The sequence below is a fragment of the Streptococcus sp. ZY171113 genome (assembly GCF_057748235.1).
In genome coordinates, this window is record NZ_CM173243.1 from 1,884,418 (window position 1) to 1,908,824 (window position 24,407).

Annotated in this window: 17 protein-coding genes and 2 tRNA genes; 5 read left to right on the forward strand and 14 right to left on the reverse strand. The window is 50.7% G+C overall.

Annotation, left to right across the window (positions count from 1 at the left end; all coding sequences use genetic code 11):
* The first annotated feature begins 19 nt into the window (after positions 1–19).
* Complete coding sequence (locus AC3ARB_RS08955) at positions 20–931, forward strand: PTS system mannose/fructose/sorbose family transporter subunit IID (protein ID WP_488320224.1); 912 nt, start codon at positions 20–22, stop codon at positions 929–931.
* A 253-nt stretch (positions 932–1,184) separates the two neighbouring features.
* Positions 1,185–1,556 (forward strand): DUF956 family protein, encoded by a 372-nt coding sequence (locus AC3ARB_RS08960; protein ID WP_488320225.1) that lies wholly within the window; start codon positions 1,185–1,187, stop codon positions 1,554–1,556.
* Positions 1,557–1,675: 119 nt separating this feature from the next.
* Here the strand turns inward: AC3ARB_RS08960 and AC3ARB_RS08965 are convergent, their stop codons facing one another.
* A complete protein-coding gene (locus AC3ARB_RS08965) occupies positions 1,676–1,855 on the reverse strand; it encodes a hypothetical protein (RefSeq protein WP_488320226.1) in 180 nt (59 codons plus the stop codon).
* A gap of 237 nt (positions 1,856–2,092) precedes the next feature.
* Here AC3ARB_RS08965 and AC3ARB_RS08970 point away from each other — a divergent pair, with 237 nt between their 5' ends.
* A complete protein-coding gene (locus tag AC3ARB_RS08970) occupies positions 2,093–2,893 on the forward strand; it encodes a mechanosensitive ion channel family protein (RefSeq protein ID WP_488320227.1) in 801 nt (266 codons plus the stop codon).
* Between the two features lie 49 nt (positions 2,894–2,942).
* Here AC3ARB_RS08970 and AC3ARB_RS08975 read toward each other — a convergent pair whose 3' ends face one another.
* The 6 genes from AC3ARB_RS08975 to AC3ARB_RS09000 form a co-directional block, all read right to left on the reverse strand.
* The gene (locus tag AC3ARB_RS08975; protein WP_488320228.1) at positions 2,943–3,758 is read right to left on the reverse strand and encodes a Cof-type HAD-IIB family hydrolase; all 816 of its coding nucleotides are present in this window, start codon (positions 3,756–3,758) and stop codon (positions 2,943–2,945) included.
* Between the two features lie 3 nt (positions 3,759–3,761).
* On the reverse strand, positions 3,762–4,325 hold the full coding sequence (locus tag AC3ARB_RS08980) for a TIGR01440 family protein (protein ID WP_488320229.1): 564 nt from the start codon (positions 4,323–4,325) through the stop codon (positions 3,762–3,764).
* A gap of 206 nt (positions 4,326–4,531) precedes the next feature.
* Complete coding sequence (locus AC3ARB_RS08985; RefSeq protein WP_488320230.1) at positions 4,532–4,996, reverse strand: ECF transporter S component; 465 nt, start codon at positions 4,994–4,996, stop codon at positions 4,532–4,534.
* Positions 4,983–5,747, reverse strand: a complete 765-nt coding sequence (locus AC3ARB_RS08990; RefSeq protein WP_488320231.1) for a bifunctional hydroxymethylpyrimidine kinase/phosphomethylpyrimidine kinase — start codon at positions 5,745–5,747, stop codon at positions 4,983–4,985. The genes AC3ARB_RS08985 and AC3ARB_RS08990 overlap by 14 nt, the downstream gene beginning before the upstream one ends.
* The gene (gene truA, locus AC3ARB_RS08995; RefSeq protein WP_488320232.1) at positions 5,737–6,486 is read right to left on the reverse strand and encodes a tRNA pseudouridine(38-40) synthase TruA; all 750 of its coding nucleotides are present in this window, start codon (positions 6,484–6,486) and stop codon (positions 5,737–5,739) included. The genes AC3ARB_RS08990 and truA overlap by 11 nt, the downstream gene beginning before the upstream one ends.
* Positions 6,487–6,663: 177 nt before the next feature.
* The gene (locus AC3ARB_RS09000) at positions 6,664–16,683 is read right to left on the reverse strand and encodes a discoidin domain-containing protein (protein ID WP_488320233.1); all 10,020 of its coding nucleotides are present in this window, start codon (positions 16,681–16,683) and stop codon (positions 6,664–6,666) included.
* 318 nt (positions 16,684–17,001) lie between these two features.
* On the opposite strand from AC3ARB_RS09000, the gene AC3ARB_RS09005 reads away from it, so the two are divergent.
* Positions 17,002–18,084: a DEAD/DEAH box helicase gene (locus tag AC3ARB_RS09005; RefSeq protein ID WP_488320234.1), complete on the forward strand. Its 1,083-nt coding sequence runs from the start codon at positions 17,002–17,004 to the stop codon at positions 18,082–18,084.
* A gap of 113 nt (positions 18,085–18,197) precedes the next feature.
* Here AC3ARB_RS09005 and AC3ARB_RS09010 read toward each other — a convergent pair whose 3' ends face one another.
* The 3 genes from AC3ARB_RS09010 to AC3ARB_RS09020 form a co-directional block, all read right to left on the reverse strand.
* Positions 18,198–18,884, reverse strand: a complete 687-nt coding sequence (locus AC3ARB_RS09010; protein ID WP_488320235.1) for a VIT1/CCC1 transporter family protein — start codon at positions 18,882–18,884, stop codon at positions 18,198–18,200.
* Positions 18,885–19,002: 118 nt separating this feature from the next.
* Entirely contained in the window at positions 19,003–19,839 is an 837-nt protein-coding gene (locus AC3ARB_RS09015) for an aldo/keto reductase (RefSeq protein WP_488320236.1), read from the reverse strand.
* A gap of 12 nt (positions 19,840–19,851) precedes the next feature.
* Positions 19,852–20,286 (reverse strand): GntR family transcriptional regulator, encoded by a 435-nt coding sequence (locus AC3ARB_RS09020; protein WP_488320237.1) that lies wholly within the window; start codon positions 20,284–20,286, stop codon positions 19,852–19,854.
* Between the two features lie 210 nt (positions 20,287–20,496).
* On the opposite strand from AC3ARB_RS09020, the gene AC3ARB_RS09025 reads away from it, so the two are divergent.
* A complete protein-coding gene (locus AC3ARB_RS09025; RefSeq protein ID WP_488319560.1) occupies positions 20,497–21,753 on the forward strand; it encodes an ISL3 family transposase in 1,257 nt (418 codons plus the stop codon).
* 85 nt (positions 21,754–21,838) lie between these two features.
* Here AC3ARB_RS09025 and gap read toward each other — a convergent pair whose 3' ends face one another.
* The 4 genes from gap to AC3ARB_RS09045 form a co-directional block, all read right to left on the reverse strand.
* Positions 21,839–22,849 (reverse strand): type I glyceraldehyde-3-phosphate dehydrogenase, encoded by a 1,011-nt coding sequence (gene gap / locus AC3ARB_RS09030; protein WP_488320238.1) that lies wholly within the window; start codon positions 22,847–22,849, stop codon positions 21,839–21,841.
* 248 nt (positions 22,850–23,097) lie between these two features.
* Positions 23,098–23,183, reverse strand: a tRNA-Leu gene (locus AC3ARB_RS09035).
* Between the two features lie 128 nt (positions 23,184–23,311).
* Positions 23,312–23,397 (reverse strand) — tRNA-Leu (locus AC3ARB_RS09040).
* Between the two features lie 61 nt (positions 23,398–23,458).
* Entirely contained in the window at positions 23,459–24,388 is a 930-nt protein-coding gene (locus tag AC3ARB_RS09045; RefSeq protein ID WP_488320239.1) for an alpha/beta hydrolase, read from the reverse strand.
* Positions 24,389–24,407 lie beyond the last annotated feature (19 nt).

The following is a 24,407-nucleotide window of genomic DNA, read 5'->3' on the forward strand; positions in this document are numbered from 1 at the left end:
CAGGAAAGGAGAACTCACCATGTCAGAAAAACTTCAATTGTCTTTAAACGACCGTAAAAAAATCTGGTTCCGTTCCCAATTCCTTCAAGCTTCTTGGAACTACGAGCGGATGCAAAACTTGGGCTGGGCCTACACCATGGTGCCTGCCATCAAGAAACTCTACACCAAAAAAGAAGACCAACAAGCCGCTCTCAAGCGCCACATGGAATTCTTCAACACCCACCCATACGTAGCTGCACCAATCGTCGGCGTTACTTTAGCCCTCGAAGAAGAGCGTGCCAACGGTGGTCAGGTTGATGACGCCGCTATCCAAGGCGTGAAAATCGGTATGATGGGACCTTTGGCCGGTATCGGTGACCCTGTCTTCTGGTTTACCGTTCGTCCAATCCTGGGTGCCCTTGGTGCCTCACTTGCCGTCGGTGGCAACATCCTCGGCCCAATCCTCTTCTTCGGTGCCTGGAACGCTATCCGTATGGCCTTCCTCTGGTACACGCAAGAGTTTGGTTACAAGTCTGGTAAGGAAATCACCAAAGACATGTCAGGCGGTATCCTCCAAGACATCACCAAGGGTGCTTCTATCCTTGGGATGTTCATCATCGCCGTACTCGCTCAACGTTGGGTATCTATCAAGTTTGCCTTCGACGTGTCACGCGTTCAGCTCGATGAAAAAGCCTACATCCACTGGGATCAATTGCCAGAAGGCAGTGAAGGGATCCGCCAAGCCTTTGAACAGGTTGGCCAAGGCCTTTCTCAAACCCCTGAGAAAGTCACTAGCTTCCAACAAAACTTGGACGGCCTTATCCCAGGCTTCATGCACCTGCTCTTGACCTTCCTCTGCATGTGGTTGCTCAAGAAAAAAGTGTCACCAATCACCATCATCATCGGCCTCTTCGTCGTTGGTATCTTGGCCCGCGTTACTGGCCTTATGTAAGACCCTAACCCTCACACCTGTGGGGGTTTTGTGGTAAACTAGAGTTAGTCGCTGCACTTCTCCTTCTTTGGGGAAATGGCCGAGCAGGTCATCAGGCATCGACTGGCTAAACCAGCCCTGCCCTGGCCAGGCCACAGCCTCCTAAACAGGCTGACGCTTGACAAGAAACTCAGACCAACTCCCAGCTCTGCTATTATCCCAAAACAGCAGCCGACTGCTAACCACCAACCACCAAGCAAAGGAGGGCCCTATCATGGCTCAATCACTCAACACCACCGTGCTTCTGCAAACCACCGGCATGTCCTATGTCGATATGGGCGGCAAGGTGGGCAAGTTTCTCATCGGCGACGTGGCCATCGAGTTTTACCCTGATGCCAATGTCGAACGCTACGTCCAAATCCCTTGGACCGCTATCCAGCAAATCGGGGCCAATGTCCACGGCAGAACCATCAGCCGCCACTTTGAAATCAAGACTGACCAGGGCAAGTTTCTCTTTGCCAGCAAGGATTCCGGGAAGATTTTGAAAATCGCTCGGGACAAGCTGGGCAACGACAAGGTGGTCAAACTGCCTACCCTCTTGCAGAAACTAGGTAAAACCCTGACCAGTTTCTTGGATAAAAAATAAATCAAAAAAGACTAGTTCGTCTGGAACTGGCCTTTTTCTGCTGGCTAAAGGTAGCCGATAATAGCCACCAGGTGGCAAATTGAGGCGGCATTGATAAAGAGGTGCCAAATCAGGTGGTGCTAGGGCAGGGTCTTCTTGCTGTAAAAATAAGCCCCGACGGTGTAGAGGTTCCCGCCAGCCACAATCAAGCTCAAAAAGGTGACCTTGGTTGCTTGGATAATCTGGGAAATGAAAAAATGACCTGCCAGCCCATGGCCAGGTAATCTCCGCCCCGCAGCTAGGTATGGATGGCCGCCCAAGGGCTCAGGCCCAGGAGTAAGAGGAACATGGGGCCGTGGCTGATGGCTTTGGCCAGCTCCTCGCCAAAGGTTAGTTTCAGAGATGGTTTCATAGCAGGCTCGCTTTCGATTCCTTGTTTTTTAGTTTATCATAAGTGCAAAGCAGATGAGCTCTGGCCGGCTTCCGCTAGAACACTTGGGGAAAGACTGTGCCAGCTCGGACTTTCCAAGCTGGGACATTTTTGGTAAACTAGACCTATGGTAATCACACGTTTTTTCACCCAACTCAACTGGAACTTACTGGGCCAACGGCTCCTGACCGCTCTAGGCCTCATCATCGGTTTCTGGCTAACCAAACACCTCCTGCATTGGTTTTTCAAAAAAGCCCTGAAAACCACTCAACACCTGACCATCCAGGACAAGGCCCGTCAGGAAACCCTGCTCAAACTCTTTCGCAGCCTGTCGGATTACAGCCTCGCCTTTATTTTGGGTTACAGCCTTTTGGCCACCTTTGGGCTGCCTGTCTCCAGCCTCCTGGCAGGGGCTGGAATCGCTGGTCTGGCCATCGGTCTGGGGGCCCAGGGCTTTCTGACCGACCTGATCAACGGGGCCTTTATCCTGATTGAACGCCAGTTCGATGTCGGTGACACCGTCACCATCCAAAACATCACTGGGCAGGTGGCCAATCTGGGCATCCGGACCACCCAGCTCAGGAACCCTGACGGCACCCTCCATATCATTCCCAACCGCAACATCACCTATGTGTCTAACCTGTCGCGGGGCAATCGGCGGGTGCAGATTGACCTGCCCTTAGACTTTGGCACCGACTTTGCTCAGGTAGAAAGCTTGCTCCGTCAGGCCTACCAAAACCAGCTCAGGGACATCCCCCAGCTACTGGAAGCCCCAAATCTGTTAGGACCAAGAACCTCCCTCAACGGCTTGTCCTGCTATCGGATCGAACTCCTGGTCGAAAACGGCAGCCAAAACCAGCTCTACTACCAGGTTTACCGCCTCAGCCAGGAAACCCTGAGACAGGCGGGCTTATTAAACAAGGATTAAACAAGACCATCAGGTTTGCCCTGATGGTCTTATGTCATCTAAAGCTCTCTTAATCCGCCAACAGATAATCCCTGATGGCCTGGGCACAGCCACCGCTGTTATTATCAGCCACAAGGCCACCAGCAAGCGATTTGATCAGGTCATTGGCATTGGTCATGGCTAGGCCCAGGCCTGCTCGCCGAAAGGCAGGTTCATCATTGTCCGCATCACCGACAGCAATGACCTGGGACAAAGCCAGGTTGAGGTGCTGGCAGAGGCTAGAAAGCCCCTCTCCCTTATCAGCCCCTTGAGCAGTCAGCTCAAGACCAGCATGCTCTGCCCGAGCTAGGCTGACCTCGTACTGGCTAAAGACCTGATAGTAGTGTTCTCTCAACGCTTCAGTCTTGAAATAAAGGTTAATCTTTTCAAATTCTCCCTGACCGAGTAGGGCTGCTAGGCTGTCAACAAACTGTGCCGTGTCTGTGTAAAGCTGGGCAAAGGCCGCCATGTGGTAATCACCAATCCGCTCGAACTGGTCGCTCTGCACAAAGCCCTGGCCGTCCCTCATGACCAGACAAAAGAGGTCCTCGGTCGCCAAAATCTGACCAATCTGGTGGACAACTGGGGCGGGCAGGGCTTTTTTAGCCAAAACAAGCCCCTCATGAAAATCATACACCAAGCCGCCGCTGGCCAAAACACCGTAGCGGACGCTGGGCAAGAGGGGCAGGTGAGCAGCCAACTCCGACAGGGCCCGGCCTGTGGAGAGGACCACAGTCTTGCCTGCCTGACTGGCCTCGGCTATGGCCGCCAAACTGTCGGGGTCAATGGTCTGGTCGGACCGCAGAAGAGTTCCGTCCATGTCAAAAGCAATCATCTGATAGGTCATGGCTCACACCTTTCTAATGGGGTCGCTGGCATAACTGGCCCTGGCCCCACCAATCAGCTTGGGACGGCTGGTTAGGGCCGTCACGTGGGCAGCCCCCAGCTCCCGCTGGATGGGCCGCAGGGGCACCTGAACGTGCTTGACGTGCATGCCGATGGCCGTGTCACCGATGTCCAGACCCGCAAAGGCGGTGACAAACTCCACCTCAACCGGGTCCGCCATATAGTCAAAGGCTGCCAACTGACCCGAACCACCCGCATGGAGGGTGGGCAGGACGCTGACGATTTCCAAATCCAGCCGCTCCGCCAACTCACGCTCCACCACCAGAGCCCGGTTCAGGTGCTCACAGCCCTGAACCGCCAGGTAAATCCCCCGCTGGTTCAGAATATCCAGAATGGTCTTAACAATGACCTGGCCCACCTCACGGCTGGAAGCCTGGCCAATGACCCCACCCAGGACCTCGCTAGAGGACAAGCCCAGAACAAAAACCTGACCAGGCCTAATCCCGCTTCGCTCCACCACATCTTCTAAAATCACCGCCGTTTCCACGGCCAATTGCTCTAAGTTCATAGGTCACCTCGCTAGGACTATTATAACACGTTCGGAAGCTTTGGGGAAATGGCAGAGCTGGATGACTTGCTTGGTTTTTGGGGTTGTTTTTTCAGAAAATAATCAGAAAGCTCCCCAAAACAAAAAAACAACCAGCCCAAGGCCAGTTGTTTGAGTGCAACTTTGGTTTCCGGAAAATTTTCTGAAAAACGAGAAACAATTTCTTCCTAAGCCCGCACCCGTTTAGCAGCTTGAGCCAGGACATACCCCAAGCCCATGCCGACAAGGTTTTGCAAACTGTTACCGACAAGGGTTCTAAGAGCGCCAGCCAGGTTAGCCAAGTAAATCTCAGCCAGGAAATAGGTGCCAACCATGACCAGGCTAGCAAGGATAAGCCCGACAGGGCGTTTTTTCCCAGAAAACCCAGCAAAGTAGCCTTGGGCCCCGTGGGCCACCAGGCTAACCAGCATGTACTGGGGGTAGCCAGAAAGCAGGTCGATCAGAAAGCCCGACAGACCGCCGACCAGAGCTCCCTCACGCTTGCCCAAGTAAAAGGCCGCAAAGTAGATGCCCACATCCAGGAGGGTGAAAAAACCCAGGGCCATGGAAAACTGGAAGGTCTTGCCCAGGACCAGGGTCAGGGCCGTGATGATGGCAATAAGGGTCAGGTCTTTGGTTTTAATCGATGTCATATTGGGTCACTCCGTAATCTGTTGCTGTCAAAATGGCCTTGTGAACGAAAATCTTGGCCGCCGCCACCGCCTGGCTTGAGGTCAGGCCCTCAACCAAACCACTAGCAATGCTAGAGGCAAAGGTACAACCCGCCCCCGTGTTGTTCTGGCTCAGCACCGGCTGCTCCAGCACCTCAAAGCTCTCGCCGTCATAAAAGACATCGATGGCTCGCTCCTGGTCCAGGCGGTTGCCCCCCTTGACCACCACGTAAGGAACGCCATAGCTGTGCAGCTCCTTGGCCGCTGCCTTCATGTCCTCCAGGGTTTTGATGGGTTTTTGGGTCAATAGCTCCGCTTCGACCAAGTTGGGGGTGATGATGGTCACATAGGGGAAGAACTTGAGGAGCTCCGCCCGCAACTCACTCACCTCCACATCATGGGTTTCCTTGCAGACCAGAACAGGGTCCAAAACGATGGGCAGGTCAGACCGCTCTTTAACAAAAGCCAAGGCCGCCTCAGCCACTTCGACATTGGGCAAAAGACCGATTTTGATGCCCGAAAAGGGCACATCCTTGATGGAATTGAGCTGAATTTGGAAGAGGTCAGTCGGTGTCGCAAAGACCTCGAAGCCCTTTTCGGTCATGCCTGTCAAGCAGGTCACCGCCACAAAGCCGTGTTGCTTGTTGGCCGCATAGGTGTTGAGGTCCGCGTGCAGGCCCCCACCGCTGAAAATGTCATTGCCTGACAGGGCTAAAATGTACTTACTGGTCATAAACAATCTCCTTTAGGTATAAGCCACCAGGGCCTGCTGTTGGCCCAGCCAATTGACGATTTTTGCTATCCAGGACAGTCTTGATTTGACTAACGGGAAAACGGCCATTACCGATTTTCAGCAGGGTCCCGACCATGTTCCGCACCTGCTTGTAGAGGAAACCATTGCCCGTAAAGGTAAAGGTATAGAGATGCTTGTCAGGGTCATAGGTCACGCTGGCTGCCGTAATGGTCCGAACCTTGTTGGCCACGCTGGTCCCAGAGGCCGTAAAGCCCGTGAAATCATGGGTCCCCACCAAATCCTTGATGGCTTCAGCCATGGGAGCCAACTCCACCGCATGGGGGTAGGGAGTGGCATAGTGTCGGAGCATGGGATTCTTGGGCCGACCCACATCCACCAGGAACTCGTAGGTCTTGTGGTGTTTGGCATAGCGGCAATGAAAATCATCCGCCACCTCTTCCACAGAAACCACGGAAATGTCCTCGGGAGCCTGAGTGTCCAGGGCAAACCGCAAGCGTTCCAGGTCTCTAGGCTGGGGCAGGTCAAAATGAATGACCTGGCCATAAGCATGAACCCCAGCATCGGTCCGCCCAGCCCCGTGAACAGCGACAGGTTGGCCACTGTTGAGCTTGAGCAGGGTCTTTTCCAGCTCCTCCTGAACACTCCTGGCCTTGGTCTGACGTTGAAAGCCTGAAAACAGGGTGCCATCATAGGCAATAATCGCTTTGTATCGTGTCATTCTCCCATTATAACAGGTCGTTGAAGAGCTTTCAAGAACTTTTCACATAGTTTTTTCCTATACATTCCTATAAGAACTTGACTTTAGGCGGTGAAAAGTTCGGCTTCGTTCCGATTTGGACAAAAATCCCCCAGACTGCTATCAGTCTGGGGGCAGAACTGGCGTTTTAGAGAGCCACTAGTCCTTCTGTTTAAGACCTGCTAGGCCTAGAGTTGACAAGATGCCAACAGCACTCACAGCGACCGGAGCAGCACCCACGGCATCTGTCTTCGGCTCCTTAGCCTTCTCAGGGCTTGCCTGAGCCAATTCTGGGGCGATAGGAGCCACGGCACTTGCCTGTTTTGGTGATGGGTTAAGCACCGGTTGTCCAGCCACTGGAACAGTTGCTGGCTCCTCCACAGGAGCACCAACCAAAATCAAGGTCTTAACTGGAACAGCGACTTCTCTCACCTCAAGAACACGTTCAGCGGTCTTGACATTGTTGGTGTAGGTGTCTTGGTAAATCTTGATGACTTGGCCTGGACGACCTGGACGAAGCACCTTAACCTCGCCTGGTTTAAGGCTGCTTGTCACCACCCGTTCCACTTCCATCGGCAGGGGTTCAATCACTTCTCTGGTCTCAGTACGGGTCACCTCAGCTGGACGAGTGCCCACCAAAATCAGTTTCTTAACAGGAATCAGGGCTTCTTTGACTTCCAGAACCCGTTCACCTGTCTTGACATTGTTGGTATAGGTGTCCTCATAGATGGTCACCAGACGCCCTGCGTGACCGGCACGCAGAACACGCTCTTCACCAAGGGCCAGACTAGCTGTCTCAATACGCTCCACAACAAGCGGCAAGTCGGTCACTACCTCACGGGTTTCCGTGCGGGAGGTTACTAGAGGGCGAGTACCGATGAGAACCAGTTTGTTGATTGGTTCAATTCGGTCCTTGAGCTCAACAAGACGACTGGTCCGTCCTCCACCAGTGGTAACCGTGTCTTCATAGACCTTGGTCACACGGCCTGCTACTCCCTCACGGACAACCACCTCTCGACCAGTGTCAAGATGAGCCACTGGAACACGCTCAACGGTAAAGGCAAGTGGCTCAACAACTGGACGCCGACTTGGTTGACTAACCACCGCTGGACGGGTACCAATGCGAACAATCTTACTTGTCGGCAGAACTAAATCTTGGATTTCCCAAAGTTCTGAAACCTTCTGCCCTGCTACATCTGTATCAGCATACACTTTAACTAAACGACCAGGACGTCCGCCACGCAAGGTCACTTCTTGACCCAGTTCTAGTGTTGGATCCAAGATGCGTTCAGTGGTGAAATCAAGTCTTGTACTTTCTTTCCTAAACGTGCGATTAGAAACTGTTGGTGGAGTCTGAGGAGCAGACGTCTCGGTAGCAGCAATCACATAGAGTTCTTGACCAGAGACAAATCCTCCAACACCGCTCTGCCAATTAATCCGAATATGACGGGCCTGCGTCCCAAGAGGGAAGAGGGCAATCTTATCTCGGTTGTCTTGATTCCAACGGATGGTCTCTCCAGTCGAAGCCCAAGTGGTGCCATCGGTGCTGGTTTCCACAGTCAAGCCTGTAATGGTACCATTGGAAGCGGCTGAACGTGGCACATAGACCAGACGGTCTAGGGCTTTGGTGCTGCCCAAATCAAGAACCAGACTGGATGGAACAGCATCTGTTTTGCCCCACTGGCTATGGTAAATGGTGCTTTCATCACCGTCAAAGAAGCGGTCCAGACCTTCGCCTGGTTGTTCTGGTGTTGTGGCTTCTTTGGCAACAGGAACCAGCTTGTTGGTCACATCCTTAGCAAGTGTTCGACCTGTGATGGTTGCTGTATTGGCTGACTCACCCAGTGGGTTAGTTGCCCGCACACGGAAATCATAGCTGGTCTCTGGTACCAGGTTGTAAACGTTGAAGCTAGTACCTGTTGGGCGACCGACCTCGACAAATTGGCCATCAGAACCTGCCTGTTCAACAACATAGCGGGTGGCATGGTCACTAGCCGCCCAATTAAGGGTCAAGCTACCATGAGTTGGTCGATTCAGGGTCAACTGAGCAGGCACAGTCGGGATACCGCCATAGTTGACCAAGGCTGCAACTGGCTGGTTGGCCACCCTGCTTGTCAGCAGGTCATTGCCGACCAGTTGGCCCTCGTTTGAGCTAAAGTCAAGGGTCACATCACGCTTAGCCTTGAGGGTCAGGTGTGCAACTCGACCAGAGCCTCTCAAGAGGTCTTTCTGACCAAAGTTGATAAAGCTAAAGACCGCATCAAGTTGGCCATCACGGTCCCGAACTTGCGAGAAGTTCTCCGCCTGCTTAGCAAAGGCTTCTGGCACCACGCGGTTATTGACCACTTCAAAGTCGGCAGCATTAACCTGGAAGGTGCTGGTCAAGGCATTGACCGCTTCAAGTTCATCCGCTACCAGGTAAACCTTGAGGGTCTCACCTGCTTTGGCAGTCAATTTTTCTGCCTCAAAGCGAAGGCTACCGCTAGGCGCTACCCTTGATGGCGTTGTTACACCACCTGAGAGCTGGGTTGCGATAACACTGATGTCTTCCGCATCAATCAGGCCGTTCTTGTTCATGTCAACGTGCTGAATATAACCAAAATCACGGTCAACCGTTCTCAAACCACTGTAGTTAAGGAAGAAGGTCTTATCATCTTCGGTGATGCGGCCGTCGTTATTGGTGTCACCTGGAACCTTCATTTTGGTGCCATTTTTCTTAAAGATTAGCAACTCTTGACCAGAAACAAAGTTACCCGTTCCTTCAGCAATATTCATGCGAACATAGCGAGCAGTTGGGGCTGTAAACTGGTAGGTTTTGACCTGTCCATCCCGTTTCCAGTTGGTGTAGTGGGTGTCACGAGCCCATTCTTTACCATCTTCACTGGTTTCAAAGAAGACCTTGGTCACTGTACCATTGCCAGCATCTGCCCTTGGGTGATACTCCAGGTAGTCCACTTCGTATACACCGCCCAAATCAACGGTGATGTGGGCTGGGAAGGCCACTGCCTCGCCCCACTTACTGTGGAAGGTGTCTCCCAGTTGGCGGTTAAAGAGCTTGTCCAATCCTTGGCCACCTTGGGCAGTGATGTTGGTTGTTGCTCGAACATTTTCAATAGCGTTCATCCAAGGGTCTTCACTGGTAGCCTGCTCAAGCAAGTCTGTCCAGTCAGAAGCTCCTTTGGCATTGACCGCCCGAACACGGAAACTGTGGGCTGAACCATAATCAAAGCCGTCGAAGACCCGTTCTGGAGTAGTGATGTTGGTGTAAACCACACCATCACGCTCAATGTCATAGCTTGTTGCGGTCGCAACAGGCTCCCAAACCAACTTGATAGCAGTTGGTGACACATCGGATTCTGGGGCACGCAGGTTGGCTGGTTTAGCTGGTGCTGTCAGACCCGCTGGAGCGTCAGCTTCTGCCTTCTTGTTGCTAAAGCCATTGAGAGTTACCACGGTTTCAGTTGCGGTCACGTCTGCCTTGGCCAGCTTGATTTTCACCAGGTCATTTTGCACCACACGCAGGTCCTTGAGCTGGTCGCTCTTGGCCCCGTAAGTGTCCATAACTGGGTCATTGTGGTAGAAGAAGACGTTGGTGCCAGCCTTGTACTCATCCAGTGTCGCTGCTCGACGCAAGGTAACAGCTTGGCCATTGACCGTCGCTTCAACAGAGGTCACATCCTTAGACACGTTGACATGAAGCTCTGTGGTTTTTTCTTTAACCATGCCGTCATAGTCACCCTCTGTTCGGTGAATAGTCAGCACAGCACGGCCATCTTGGTTAGAATCCGCCGCTTGGCTCTCAATCAGGGTGCTGGCCACCTTGCCTGCCTTGTAGTCGATAGACTTGCCATCATCCTCAACGAGTTTGAAGCTGGTCTCACCATGTGGGTAGAAGGCAATCAGGCGGTTGGTGTGGTCAATTTCGCTCGGGTTGTTGTTAGGGTTGGCCAATGGAATGATAGCCCCGTTGCGAACGAAGACTGGCAATTTCCAGAGCGGTGCTGCAAAGTTATTGAGCATTTGACCACCTTGGTATTTCTGACCTGTGTAGAAATCAATCCACTCCGTATTGGCATCTGGCAGGTAAATGTCGTTGCGAACATCATCACCGTTGGCCTGCAGATTGGTCGCCTTGTAGACTGGAGCCACCAGGAAGTTATCCCCGTACATGTACTGGTACTGCACATCCTTGGTGTAGTTGATTTTCTCATTCGGGAACTCCAAGAACATGGCCCGCACAATTGGTTTACCGTCTTGAGCAGCCGCATGGCCGACAGAATAAGCATATGGCACCAGAGTTGACTTGGTCTTCAGAGACAGGCGGTTGACATCAGTGGTTGGACTTGGATTGCCAGGCGTGTCAAAGGCAAACGGCATCTTAGGTTTGGAACCCCATCCATCCATGTTCATGAGGATAGAGCTAAAGGTCTTCCACTGGTAATCACGGGCGTTGATAATCGGATTGGCACCGCCAAAGATACCATCCATATCAGAACCCATGTTAGGGTTACCTGACAAGCCCATACCGATGTAGGTTGGGATGTGGAAGCGAATGTACTCCCACTCACCGCCGACCTGGTCACCAGACCAGATGGCTGCTGAGCGTTGGGTACCAGCCCAACCATCCAGAGACACGATGAACGGACGAGCCTTGTCCTCACCACTGTGTTCTGTCAGGCGTTTGGCCCCTTCATCAACCCCATTCAAACCGAAGTTGTAACCAGGGCCAACCCAGGCCACGTCTGTCTTGATGATTCGTGTCCCAGCAATACCAACCTCTTTAGCAATGTCACGGTGAAGAACAGGAGCTCCTTCACTGGAAACCAAATTAGACTGGGTCCACAGCCCGACTTCAATGTTACGTTCATTAGCCCAGGCCACAAATTTTCTCAGGTTTTCAATGTTTTCATCCAGGCTTGCCCCTTGGCCAAAACCAGCACCGTAACCATCATTTGGCAGGAACCACGACAATGGCATGTCGGCCGCCTTGTAGCGTTCAATCACTCGGCGGGCTGAAAACTCGTGGCTAGCCCCCTCACCATTGAGGGTTTCCTTGATGTCTCCAGTAGTTGGGGTATGGGTGCGACCGTCAAATTCCTTGTACCACTTGCCATTACCTTGAAGAACAGCACCAGGTGTGCCTTCTGGCACCTCACGCCAAAAATCACGGTTATAGGCATTGAGGTGACCCAGGTAAAGGGCATAAACTGGTAATACAGCTGGCGAGCCTGTCAGCTCGTAGTAGTCTTTCAGCAAATCGGCAGGCTTGTCATTGACAAAGTAGAAGGCATCAAAACGAGCTTCGTTGTGATCACTGGTGACAACTTCTTTATTGTCCGTTCCGAAATTGTAGGCCCCTGGCATGAAAGTGTTGCGAAGCACACCGTAACCATTGCTTGACCAGTAGAATGGTGCTGGAGAGGCCACACCTTTATCAACCCAGATATTTTCATTGACAATGTTAATCTTATTGCCCTTGTGGGTGAAGCGACCGTTTTGCATACCGCCACCAAAGAATTGCTCATCCGCGTCCTGGCTCAGGGTCTGAGTGGTCTTGTTGGCTGTGATTTGAACAGGCTCAACCTCTTTGGTCACGTATTCATTTTTAACACGGTCAAAGACAGACATGCGGGAGCTGGCCTTGTCAAAGATAACCAGAACCTTCTCGGTCTCCAAAATATAGCGGCTCTCTTCATCCACCAACTTACCAACTTGACCATAAGTGTTTTGGTAGGCTGCCTGATCTTTTAGGGCAATGGTTGCAGGTCGACCGGCATGCACCAGGGCAGGATGGTCTGGGAAGTTCCCTTCCTTGTCCACATGGTAGCGGAAAACGTGGTCGTTATAGAAATTCAGCTGGGCTTTTTCACCAGTTTCAAAAGTAATCAGCCCACGACCATTTTCAAACGTAAAATTCGTAATAGCTCCTAAACCAGCTGCAGGTTTAGCATAATTAGGGTCTGTTTCCGCTGGAGGATAAGCACCTGGAGTTACTGTCGGTGTCGTCGGACGACTCTTAGTCCCACGTTTCACGACACGTTGCTCCATTTGCACAGTGATTTCTTCCCGCTCAGCACCGACCTTAGCCGCTGTCTTCACACCCTTATTGGTTTCATAGGTCTGATAAACTTTCTTCTCACCAGCACGACCAGCACTCACTTCAACTTCTGGTTCATCCGTAAACTTGGTGTCGTCATTTTCGTAACGTGTGGTGATGGCGATGACCTCTGTCCGCTCAAGGTATTCTTGGCGACCCATAATCAACTTGCTACCACGTTTAGCTACACGCTGCTCCATCTGGGTAGTGATTTCAGTGTACTCTTCACCAATCTTCTTGTCCGTCCGAACACCATTTCGAGTCTCATACTTCTGATAAGTGGTCTCAATCCCAGCCTTACCAGGACTGACCTCCGTTTCTTCATCAGTGTACTTCTCTGAATCTGTTTCAGCCAAATAACGTGTGGTGATTGGGATTGGAGTTGTCCGCACAACAACAGGTGTTTCACTAAGCACATCAGGCTGTGTTTGAACCTCTACCACTTCAACTGGCACCGTCACAGTCTCTGTGTGGTTAACCAAGGCGTAGAAGGTTGAAGCCGACACCATGTGACTGCCGCTGTTGTTTGGTCCACCGTTAGTGGTCACGCCCGCTAGGCGAATAGCTTGCGCACGAACAGGGGTCACATCAAAGGTGACAGGTTTTAGGTTGGCTGCAGCTGATGGGTTAGCAACAAGGAAATGGCCATCATCAAAGGTAATGCCAGTACCTCCAGTCACACCAGTCAAATCAAGTCTATGCCACTGGCCGTCAACACCCTTATACTCCATGTAGCCTTTAGAAATCTGACCATGCTGGTTAACGCTCCATTGGGATTGGTAACGCACCTTGGCTACCTCAACTTCACCGCCAAAGTCCACGGTCAAGTATTCACGGTTTTCTGGCGTGTTGCGAGAAGCGTTCCACTCGCTGGCCCAGAAGGTTTTAGAATCCTCAGTCAAGACGTTGTCCTTGTTATTGCCATTAGCCGTCCAAGACGTGTTGGTTGAGGTCACCTCAACCGTGGATGGGGCTTTGACAGTGGTATAAGTAACGGTCGCCGTCACAGACTTATTACCTGCCTCAGTTGTCACATCTGTCAAATCACCAACAACCACGTTGCCTGTCACACCTGCTGGGAAGGCAATCTTGCCAGTGATTTGCTCTGCGGTCAGTTGGCTGTGTTGGTCCACACGCAAGGCACCCGCAGAAACGCTGGTGTAGCGAACTGGTTGAACAGCTGGTGTTGTTGGCCTCACCTTGCTGCCACGTTTAGCTACGCGTTCTGCCATCGGCGTGGTGTCCTCGGTTCGCTCGCTACCGATTTTCTCCTCGGTAACTTGGCCGTTACGGGTGACAAATTTCTGGTAAACACTCCGAACACCCTCACGTCCTGGGTCGACTTCTGTTTCTTCGTCAGTGAATTTCTCAGGATCGGTTTCAGTCAAGTAACGAGTCGTAATGGCAATCGGTTCTGTCCGAACAAGCACTTCTTTCTCGCCCACTTGGTCCGCAACTGGCGGTTGAACTGGAGTTACCTCAAGAGGAACGGTCACCGTTTCGGTGTGGTTAACCAAGGCGTAGAAGGTTGAAGCCGACACCATGTGACTGCCACTGTTGTTTGGTCCACCGTTGGTGGTCACGCCCGCAAGGCGAATAGCTTGCGCACGAACAGGGGTCACATCAAAGGTGACAGGTTTTAGGTTGGCTGCAGCTGATGGGTTAGCAACAAGGAAATGGCCATCATCAAAGGTAATGCCAGTACCTCCAGTCACACCAGTCAAATCAAGTCTATGCCACTGGCCGTCAACACCCTTATACTCCATGTAGCCTTTAGAAATCTGACCATGCTGGTTAACGCTCCATTGGGATTGGTAACGCACCTTGGCTACCTCAACTTCACCGCCAAAGTCCACGGTCAAGTATTCACGGTTTTCTGGCGTGTTGCGAGAAGCGTTCCACTCGCTGGCCCAGAAGGTTTTTGGATCCTCAGTCAAGACGTTGTCCTTGTTATTGCCATTAGCCGTCCAAGACGTGTTGGTTGAGGTCACCTCAACCGTGGCTGGGGCTTTGACAGTGGTATAAGTCACCGTCGCCGTCACAGACTTCTCACCAGGATCCGCTGTTAGGCCAGTCAAGTCGCTGGTGCTCACCACAGTCCCTCTTATGCCCTCTGAGAAGAGGATTTTAGCCGCAATCTGTTCCTTGGTCAGCTGACTGTCTTCTGGTACACTCAACTTGGTCGCCTCAACACGGGCATAGCGTGGCGGCTGAATTTGAGGTTGCCCAGGGTTCATAGGTTCTTCAACCGTCACAGGAACATCAAAGCTCACCGTCTGACCAGCATGGGAAATAGTCACGGGAATGGTCTTATCACCAGTCTCTGCCGTTACATCACGATTGCCAACCGCTGTAATGGTCGATTCAGGCAAGAGACCTGACACCGAAGCCCTAACAATACTTTCCTCGATCACCGCCCCCTTGGTTGCTGTAATCCTGTTTAGGGTTGGGCGATAAGTCCCCCTAAATACAGTCGCTGCTTCCGCAGAGGCAATGTCAGTCGCTGGAACAGTTACTCCCTCCAATGCTGAGGCCGCCCGCTCACCGTTCTCGGTCAAGAAAACCCGACCAGTATAGGCACTACCCTCACGCCCTTGATTGGCAGGGTCGGCCACACGAGTACCCTCATAATAGTTGGCAGATGGCGTTTCCGTCGCTTGAGGAGCAGGGATTGTCCTGGTTTCCTTGTCAATCCGACGGGCAACAAGGCTCACCTCACTCGCCGCAAACTGCTTATTGGCTGCACTAGCTTGACCGTAGGTTTTGGTTGGAACCAAACGGAAGTATTGGCCAATAACAGGTTTGAAGGTCAATAGCTGAGCTGTTGTTGCAGGAGGAAGCAAGAAGACCTTGTTCGCTCCTGCCTCATCAGTCACCCGATGCCAGGTCGTGTCAGGCTCATCTGAACGGCGGTACTCGATGTAACCCTCTTTCAAATTGCCATCAGCTGCCCCAGCAGACAAACGAGGGGTATAAACCAGGTGGTTAACGTAGGCATCTTCGTCTAAACCAACCGTGAGGCTTGGTCTCAGAGCAACATTGTTTTCAAAACTAGCAGAGGCTGGCTGGCTGAGCCAATAATTCTCTCGCTCATCAGCAACACCATCTGTCGCCTGACCGGCAGGCTTGTCTGCCCCTTCCGAGCTGGCTTTGGTCAACTCAGGATTTAGAAGCATAGCGTCATAAGGTGACAGGTCAGTCAACCTGGTCGCCGTCACCGAAAAACCTGAGGCTGAGAAATTTTTTCCTGGAATACCCGGCTGACCTGTTGGTCGATGCGGTGATACCCAAGAATCCGTTCCAATCAAGCGAACAAAACGGGCATAAACAGGTTCAACATAAATCGTTTTGTCAGACTTATTGGCTCCTAACTCAATCTCATTCCTAGTATTACCAGTCTGCTCTCTGCTATCTCCCGTTTTACCAACAGGTCTCAGCGTCTCCCACTGCTCACCATCGACACTATAAGCCAATTTGGCTCGGTTCAAATACATGGGAATCGGTGAGGTTGTCTTTTCTGGACGATAGGTCACAGAGGTAATCCAGGCATCTTCTTCCAACTCAGCCTGGATATACTGCTCAGCGTTGCTGTCTGTCGGTGCCGATTTCCAAACGGTTGCGTCAGACTGGTCTGACAAGTGATGGACATCTGCCCCTGAACTAGCAGTAATGGCTTTAACTGCAACAGCCCCATCAGGAAATGGGATAGCCTGCAACTGTTCGCCTTCAGGCGGACCTTCTTCTCCTGCTGCACGCAGGGCAACTGCTGGAGAAGAAGCTAACGATTGAGGCAATTCAGCTGGCTCAAGAGGTGGCGTTTGTGACTTCCCCAACGCTTCGTTGACAAGGGCCTCCAAAGCTGGGTCAGTCGTTGATGATTCGTCATTCTCCCCAGTTACAGTCTTTTCCTCCCTGGCTTCTGGAACCAGACTGCCTACTGGTCCCCCATCAGATGCTGGTAAGTCCGTATCAGCATAAGCAGTTCCAGCACTCAAAAAACTCAAACCGATGACTGCCGAACAGACACCGACGGAGAATTTCCGAATGCTGTATTTGTTTTGTTTATCAAACAAGTGTTTCATGCCTATCTCCTTTATATTGATAGCGTTTTCTTTCTCCTAATCATATCATATAAAACAAAAACAGTCAAGATATTGTCTGCGAAACAAACATTTTCAATCAACCAAGAAACTTTCACAGCTCTTTCAAACTCTGGCTTGCAAATACACTCCCCCAGTCAACTCCCTTGGCCTTTCACCCCATATGCTTGGCCTTTGCCCTCTCCTTATGGTATAATGCTCTTAGCTAACCTAAGGCGACTTGATGGGCGGACAAACTCTGAACACTCCTGTCGTCTTAATTTTATTCGCCCAATAGCAGAGCAACAACGAGGTACCCCCATGTTAAACCACTTCCCCCCAGCCTGGCAGAACCAGCTGACCAACCTGAACTTTGAACAACTGACCCCTGTGCAAGAGGCTGTTTTTGCCCCTATCACCGCAGGACAAAACCTACTGGCCGTCAGCCCAACAGGCACCGGAAAGACCCTGGCCTATCTCTTTCCAAGCCTCCTCAAACTCAAGCCCCAAAAGAGCCAGCAGTTGCTGATTTTGGCCCCCAATTCCGAGCTGGCTGGTCAGATTTTTGAGGTCACCAAGACCTGGGCTGAACCACTCGGTTTGACGGCCCAAGTCCTCTTGTCTGGCTCCAGTCAAAAACGCCAAATCGAACGCCTCAAAAAGGGCCCTGAAATCTTGATTGGCACCGCAGGTCGGGTCTTTGAACTGATTAAACTCAAGAAAATCAAGATGATGAACGTGGATACCATTATCCTGGACGAGTTTGATGACCTGCTCAGTGATAGCCAGTACGGCTTTGTGACCAAAATCCTCACCCATGTGCCACGAGACCACCAGATGGTCTATGTGTCAGCCACTCAAAAGATTGACCCAGCCAGCCTGGCCCCTGATACGGTGACCATTGACCTGTCTGACCAAAAACTAGATACCATCAGCCACCACTACCTCAATGTGGACAAGCGAGACCGTCTGGAACTCCTGCGGAAGTTTTCAAACATTCCTGACTGCCGAGGACTGGTTTTCTTCAACAGTTTATCGGATTTGGGAGCTGCAGAGGAAAAACTCAGCTACCTGGGCAGTTCAGCCGTTTCTCTGGCCAGCGATGTCAACATCAAGTTCCGCAAGGTCATCTTGGACAAGTTCAAGAACCACGAGATTAACCTGCTCCTCGCAACTGATTTGGTTGCCCGAGGCATTGACATTGACAGTCTGGAACTGGTTATCAACTTTGAAGTGCCACGAGATCAGGAAGCCTATACCCATCGGGCTGGCCGAACTGGTCGCATGGGCAAGGAGGGCCTGGTCATCACCCTGACCACCCACCCAGAGGACGTCAAGAAACTCAAAAAATTTGCCAGCGTCAGCCAGGTCTTTCTCAAAGACCAAAAACTGTATAAGGCCTAAGCCAACTCGTCGTGAGAACCATCAAGAATGTGTGCTCACGACTTTTTTTGTCCCATAAACTAAAAAAAGCCCCTAAGGGCGATTAACTGCTCTGCTATTACCAACAACAAAATCTAAAGTGGTAAACCTGCGCCCAGAAAGTGACCAATGGCATAGGTCGCCAGCATGGTCAAGAGGCCCATGGCCACATTTCGCCGAACGGCAGGCCAAACAGGGGCGTCACCCAGTCTGGCACTGGTGTAGCCCGTTGCAAAGAGGCAGGCCACCACAACCAGCATGGTTACAGGCACCCGCACCGCCTGAGGCACGACCATAACGGCCAGCATGGGCAGGATTGACCCCAGGAAAAAGGCCAAAAAGCTAGATAGAGCCGCCTGCCAGGGGCTAGTGTATTCCTCAAATTCCAGGTTGTACTTTTCCTCGACCAGGGTTTTCACAGGGTTATTGGCAAAGGCCTTGTTGGTCAATAGCTGAGCAGAAGTTGGGCATTCCCCCCGGCTGAGATAGAGAGCGTAAAGAGAGGCTTTGGCCGCCTCTGGATCACGGTCATAGAGAGCTTGTTCCCTGGCGGTAGCCGCCAGTTCCGTGTCTTTTTGCGTGGACACGCTGACATACTCACCACCAGCCATGGAAAAGGCTCCCGCCAAAATGGCTGCCATACCAGACAAGAAAATCACCCCAGTATCAGATGTGGCTGTCGCCACCCCAATCACCACCCCAGCGATCGAAACGATGCCATCATTGGCACCCAGCACCCCAGCCCGTAAAATGTTTAATTTGCTTGAAAAGTTCTCTGTCATGAAAAAATCCTTCTTTCCTTTTCTTATTTAGAATTATACTAAAAAACCAGATGGTTGTCAAGTTCTTTTTAGAATAATTCTAAATAAAAAGACGAGCCAAAAACTCGTCTCTCGTCTCTTAGAAATTCACTTCATCTGGGTTGCTTTGGGTAGCCACACCCTCAACCTTGTCCAGAAGGGCAACATCCTCAGCGGACAACTGGATGTCAAAGATGTCCAAGTTAGCTTCGATGTTGGCTGGTGTCACTGATTTAGGCAGGGGCAAAAAGCCTTTTCCCAAAGACCAGGTCAGGGCTACCTGAGCCACAGACTTGCCGTACTTGTCAGCCAGGGCTTGAACCGTTTCGTTTTTGAAAATGGTACCAGTTCCCAGCGGGCTGTAAGCCTCCAGAAGAATATGGTGTTGCTGACAGAAGGCCACCAATTCTTCTTGAGGGCAACCAGGTGCCAGAAGAACCTGATTGACATGAGGCTTGATTTCAGCCGTCTCAAAGAGGGCTTCCAGGTGGTGAATCATGAAATTAGACACCCCGATGGCCCGAACCTTGCCAGCCTTGTAGGCTTCTTCCATAGCCTTCCAAGCCCCAGCATTGCCTTCCTTCCAGCTATCACGGATAGCCTTGGGATTTGGCCAATGAATCAGCAGCAAGTCCACATAGTCCACGCCCAATTTTTTCAAAGACTCATCAATCGAGGCCTTGGCCAGCTCGTAATCGTGCTTGTCGTTCCAAACCTTGGTGGTTAAGAAGACGTCCTCACGAGCCAGACCGCTGTCAGCGATGGCACGGCCTACACCGATTTCATTGCCGTAGATTTGAGCGGTATCCACATGGGTATAGCCGACCTTGAGGGCATGGCTGACGCTCTTATAAACTTCTTCTCCGTCAGGAATTTGCCAGGTCCCAAAACCGATTTTGGGAATGCTGACACCGTTACTTAAGACATAGTTTTCCATTTGTTTCTCCTTTTAAAATTGTTCCATAGGGACAAAGCAGGCGGTGATGATACTTTCCACAGCTGCCACATCCAGATTGACAAAATCGTCCATTGATAGCGACAGCCTGTCCGCCACCTCTTGACTAGGGTGAACCGCCTCGAAGGTCAGGACCTTAGATGAAATCGCACCGCCATAATTGTCATAAGAGCCATTGAGCGAATAGGTTCTAGACCGACCGGCGGTCTTCCAATCTCGCACAAAACTGCCATCCCCACGCCGACGAAGGACATAACCCTCCGCCACCAAGAGGTCCAAGGCCCGATTGAGGGTCATTAAGCTAACACCGTGGGCAGCCGCCAAGGTCTTGCCATCTGGCAAACGACTCTTGATAGGATAGTCACCCTCCTGGATGGCTTGGCGAATGGTTCTGGCAATCTGACTGTACTTGGGCTCTCTAATCCCCACAAGGCCACCTCCTTTTCAACCATTGGGCCCATTATAACACAAACATCTAGTTTTATAAACTCAAAAGTCTAGACTTTTACTCGTAAAAAGGGCTCTATAATTTCTGTAGTGGGTAAATCCACGACAGAGATTATAGGGTCTTTTGAGTATGAAAAAAGTCCCATATGACCTACAATGAAAAGCGACGAAACTCACATTAGAAGGACTCATATGGAACACAATCATTTTATCACACAACTGCTAGAAATTAAAGACCCTAATATCACTATTTTGGAGATTGTGGAGGCTGGAAGTCACAAGGAAGTCATCGCTAAACTGGACTACACTGCTCCAAAATGCCAACATTGCCAGGGCCAGATGGCTAAATACGACTTCCAGAAACCATCCAAAATACCCTACCTAGAATGTGCTGGTTACAAGACACTCATTCGCTTGCGAAAGCGCCGGTTCCGATGCCAGGAGTGCGGAAAAATAGCTGTCGCTGAGACCTCATTGGTCAAGAAAAACCACCAAATCCCTGTCATCCTTCATCAGAAAATCGCCCAGAAACTGATTGAGAAAGTTGCCCTGACGGCCATCGCTGACAGCCTTGCGGTATCAACCTCAACCGTCATCCGAAAACTAAAGGAATTCCAGTTCAAGACAGATCTGACTTGGATTCCTGAGAACATGTCCTGGGACGAATACAGCTTCAAGAAAGGCAAAATGAGCTTCATCGCTCAAGACTTTGACTCGCTCAAAATCATCACAATTCTAGACGGTCGAACCCAAGCTACCATTCGCAACCACTTTCTACGCTATTCTAGAGCCGTCAGAAACCGCGTCAAAGTCATTACAATGGACATGTTTAGCCCCTACTACGACATCGCTAAGAAACTATTTCCAACTGCTAAAATCGTCCTCGATCGTTTCCACATTGTCCAACACCTAAGCAGATCCATGAACAGGCTACGCATCCAGGTAATGAACCAGTTTGACCGAAAATCCCACGAATACAGGGCCCTCAAGCGCTACTGGAAACTAATCCAGCAAGATAGTCGTAAGATCAGCGATAAACGCTTTTATCGTCCAACTTTTCGCATGCACTTGACTAACCAGGAGATTGTCGCTAAGCTGCTCAGCTATTCTCAAGAACTGAAAGAACATTACGAGCTCTATCAACTGCTCCTGTTTCATTTCCAGGAGAAACAAGCTGACCAGTTTTTTGGACTGATTGAGGAGACCATTTCAAACGTCAAGCCTGTCTTTCAGACAGTTTTTAGAACCTTTTTGAAGGACAGGGACAAGGTTATCAATGCTTTGGAATTGCCTTACTCTAATGCCAAACTCGAGGCGACAAACAATATCATCAAGGTCATTAAGCGGAATGCTTTTGGCTTCCGAAACTTTGAAAACTTCAAAACTCGTATTTTCATTGCCATAAACATAAAACGAGAGAAGACAAGACTTGTCCTCTCTCGGTGTTAGATTGGTCAACCCACTACAGTTGACAATGAGCCGTAAAAAGAAACAAAAAAAGAAGGGGCAAGCCCCCTCTTTTTCAGGTTAAACCTTATTTAGCGATTTTCGCAAAGTACTCAAGGGTACGAACCAATTGAGCAGTGTAAGACATTTCGTTGTCGTACCAAGATACAACTTTAACCAATTGTTGACCGTCAACAGTCAATACTTTAGTTTGAGTTGCGTCAAAGAGTGAACCGTAAGAGATACCAACGATGTCAGATGATACGATTTGGTCTTCAGTGTAACCGTAAGACTCGTTCGCAACAGACTTCATGTAAGCATTTACTTCGTCAGCAGTTACTTCTTTGTCAAGGGTAACAATCAACTCAGTTACAGAACCAGTTGGAACTGGAACACGTTGTGCAGCACCGTCAAGTTTACCGTTCAACTCAGGGATAACAAGACCGATTGCTTTAGCAGCACCAGTTGAGTTAGGAACGATGTTAGCTGCAGCAGCACGAGCACGACGGAGGTCGCCACCGCGGTGTGGGCCATCAAGAACCATTTGGTCACCAGTGTAACCGTGGATAGTTGTCATGAGACCTTTTTGAACGCCGAAAGCGTCGTGAAGGGCTTTAGCCATTGGTGCCAAGCAGTTAGTGGTACAAGATGCACCTGAGATAACTGTTTCAGTACCGTCAAGGATATCATGGTTAGTGTTGAAAACAACAGTTTTCACGTCGTTACCACCAGGAGCTGTGATAACAACTTTTTTCGCACCGTTAGCGTGCAAGTGTTTTTCAGCTTTTTCTTTAGAAGTAAAGAAACCAGTAGCTTCCAAAACGATGTCTACGCCTTCAGTTGCCCAGTCGATGTTTGCTGGATCAGCTTCAGCTGATACTTTAACGAATTTACCGTTAACTTCAAAACCACCTTCTTTAACTTCCACAGTACCGTCAAAACGACCTTGAGTTGTGTCGTACTTGAGCAAGTGTGCAAGCATGTTTGGATCTGTCAAGTCGTTGATGCGAGTTACTTCAACGCCTTCTACGTTTTGGATACGACGGAAAGCAAGACGACCGATACGTCCGAAACCGTTAATACCAACTTTAACTACCATTTGTGATTTCCTCCTTATGAAAATCCAGTTAATATTTTTGTTCGAGGGAAAGTTCGCATTGTGATGTTTTTAACTTGAACACCTGCAAATATCCTCAACGCTTTCTATTATACCTCTTTTCAAAAAAAAATGCAATATTTTTCAAACAAAAGGAAGATGAAATTTGGTGACATCTTATAAAGGCAGCTTCTCAGCTCGCCTGCTGTGTGCTATGGAAACAAAAAAACCAGCCCAAAGGCTGGTTGAGCTGCGGAGAGTGGGACTTGAACCCACACGGCCTAAAGCGGCCACAGGATCCTTAGTCCTGCGCGTCTGCCAATTCCGCCATCCCCGCGAATGGCTTGTTGCCGTAACAACATCATCTATTCTACCAAATCGTTGAAAATCTGTCAAGTAGCTTGCTCCATTTTTTAGAAAAAAATTCCCTGGGCAAGAAAAAACCAGCCCAAAGGCTGGTTGAGATGCGGAGAGTGGGACTTGAACCCACACGGCCTAAAGCGGCCACAGGATCCTTAGTCCTGCGCGTCTGCCAATTCCGCCATCCCCGCGAATGGCTTGTTGCCGTAACAACATCATCTATTCTACCAAATCACAGGAAAGTCGTCAAGTCTATTTTTCATATTTTTCTAAAAAAGTTTTGATGGCCGTTTCATAAGCAGCCGTATCAGTCTCAAAGGTCTTCGAATGGTCGGCCCCAGGCACGATGTAAAGCTCCTTGGCACCAGCCGTGGCAGCATAATTGGCATGGACCATCTCACTTGGGACAAAGGTATCCCTGTCCCCGTGGATAAAGAGAATCGGCAAATCGTTCTTAGCCAACTGCTTGACCGAACTGGCCTGACCGTAACTAAAACCAGCCCTCAGCTTGGACAGGGCGGAAACCTGATACAGGAGAGGGAAGGCTGGTAGGTTATACATGTCCTTGGCCTGAAAGACCAACTCATCCCAAACACTGGTATAACCAGCATCCTCAATCAGGGCAAAGACCTGCTCAGGCAAGCTCTCCTCGCCACTAGCCATCATGACCGTCGCCCCACCCATGGATAGGCCGTAAAGCACCAGCTGGCTGTTGGGATTTTCCTCGACCAAGAGTTCCGCCCACTTGATGAGGTTGAGGCGATCATTCCAACCGTAACCAATCAGTTGACCCTCGCTATCGCCGTGGGCCATGTTATCTGGCAAAAGAACATTGTAGCCCAGCTTATGGAAAAGGTAGGCGTAGGGCCGCATGCGACGTTTATCCTGACCAAAGCCATGAACCACGATAACCGTCTTGTCGCTGGCTTGAGCGGCCGGCACATACCAGGCCACCTGCCTAAGCCCCTGGTGGGTCATCTCCCGTTCCTCCCTGGGTAGAGCCTCAAAAGCCTCCTGATAGGGGTAGAGGGGACTGTCCTTAGGGGTATCGCTACTCGCCACGAAGGACTTTTCCCCTCGGACTTGAGCGACTTGGAAAAAATAAAAGCTGGCGCCCACAGACAGAACCAGGGCAAGCAGGCTGGTCAGACCCAAAACTTTTAACCAATTGATACGTTTCATGGTTTCTATTATAGAAGAA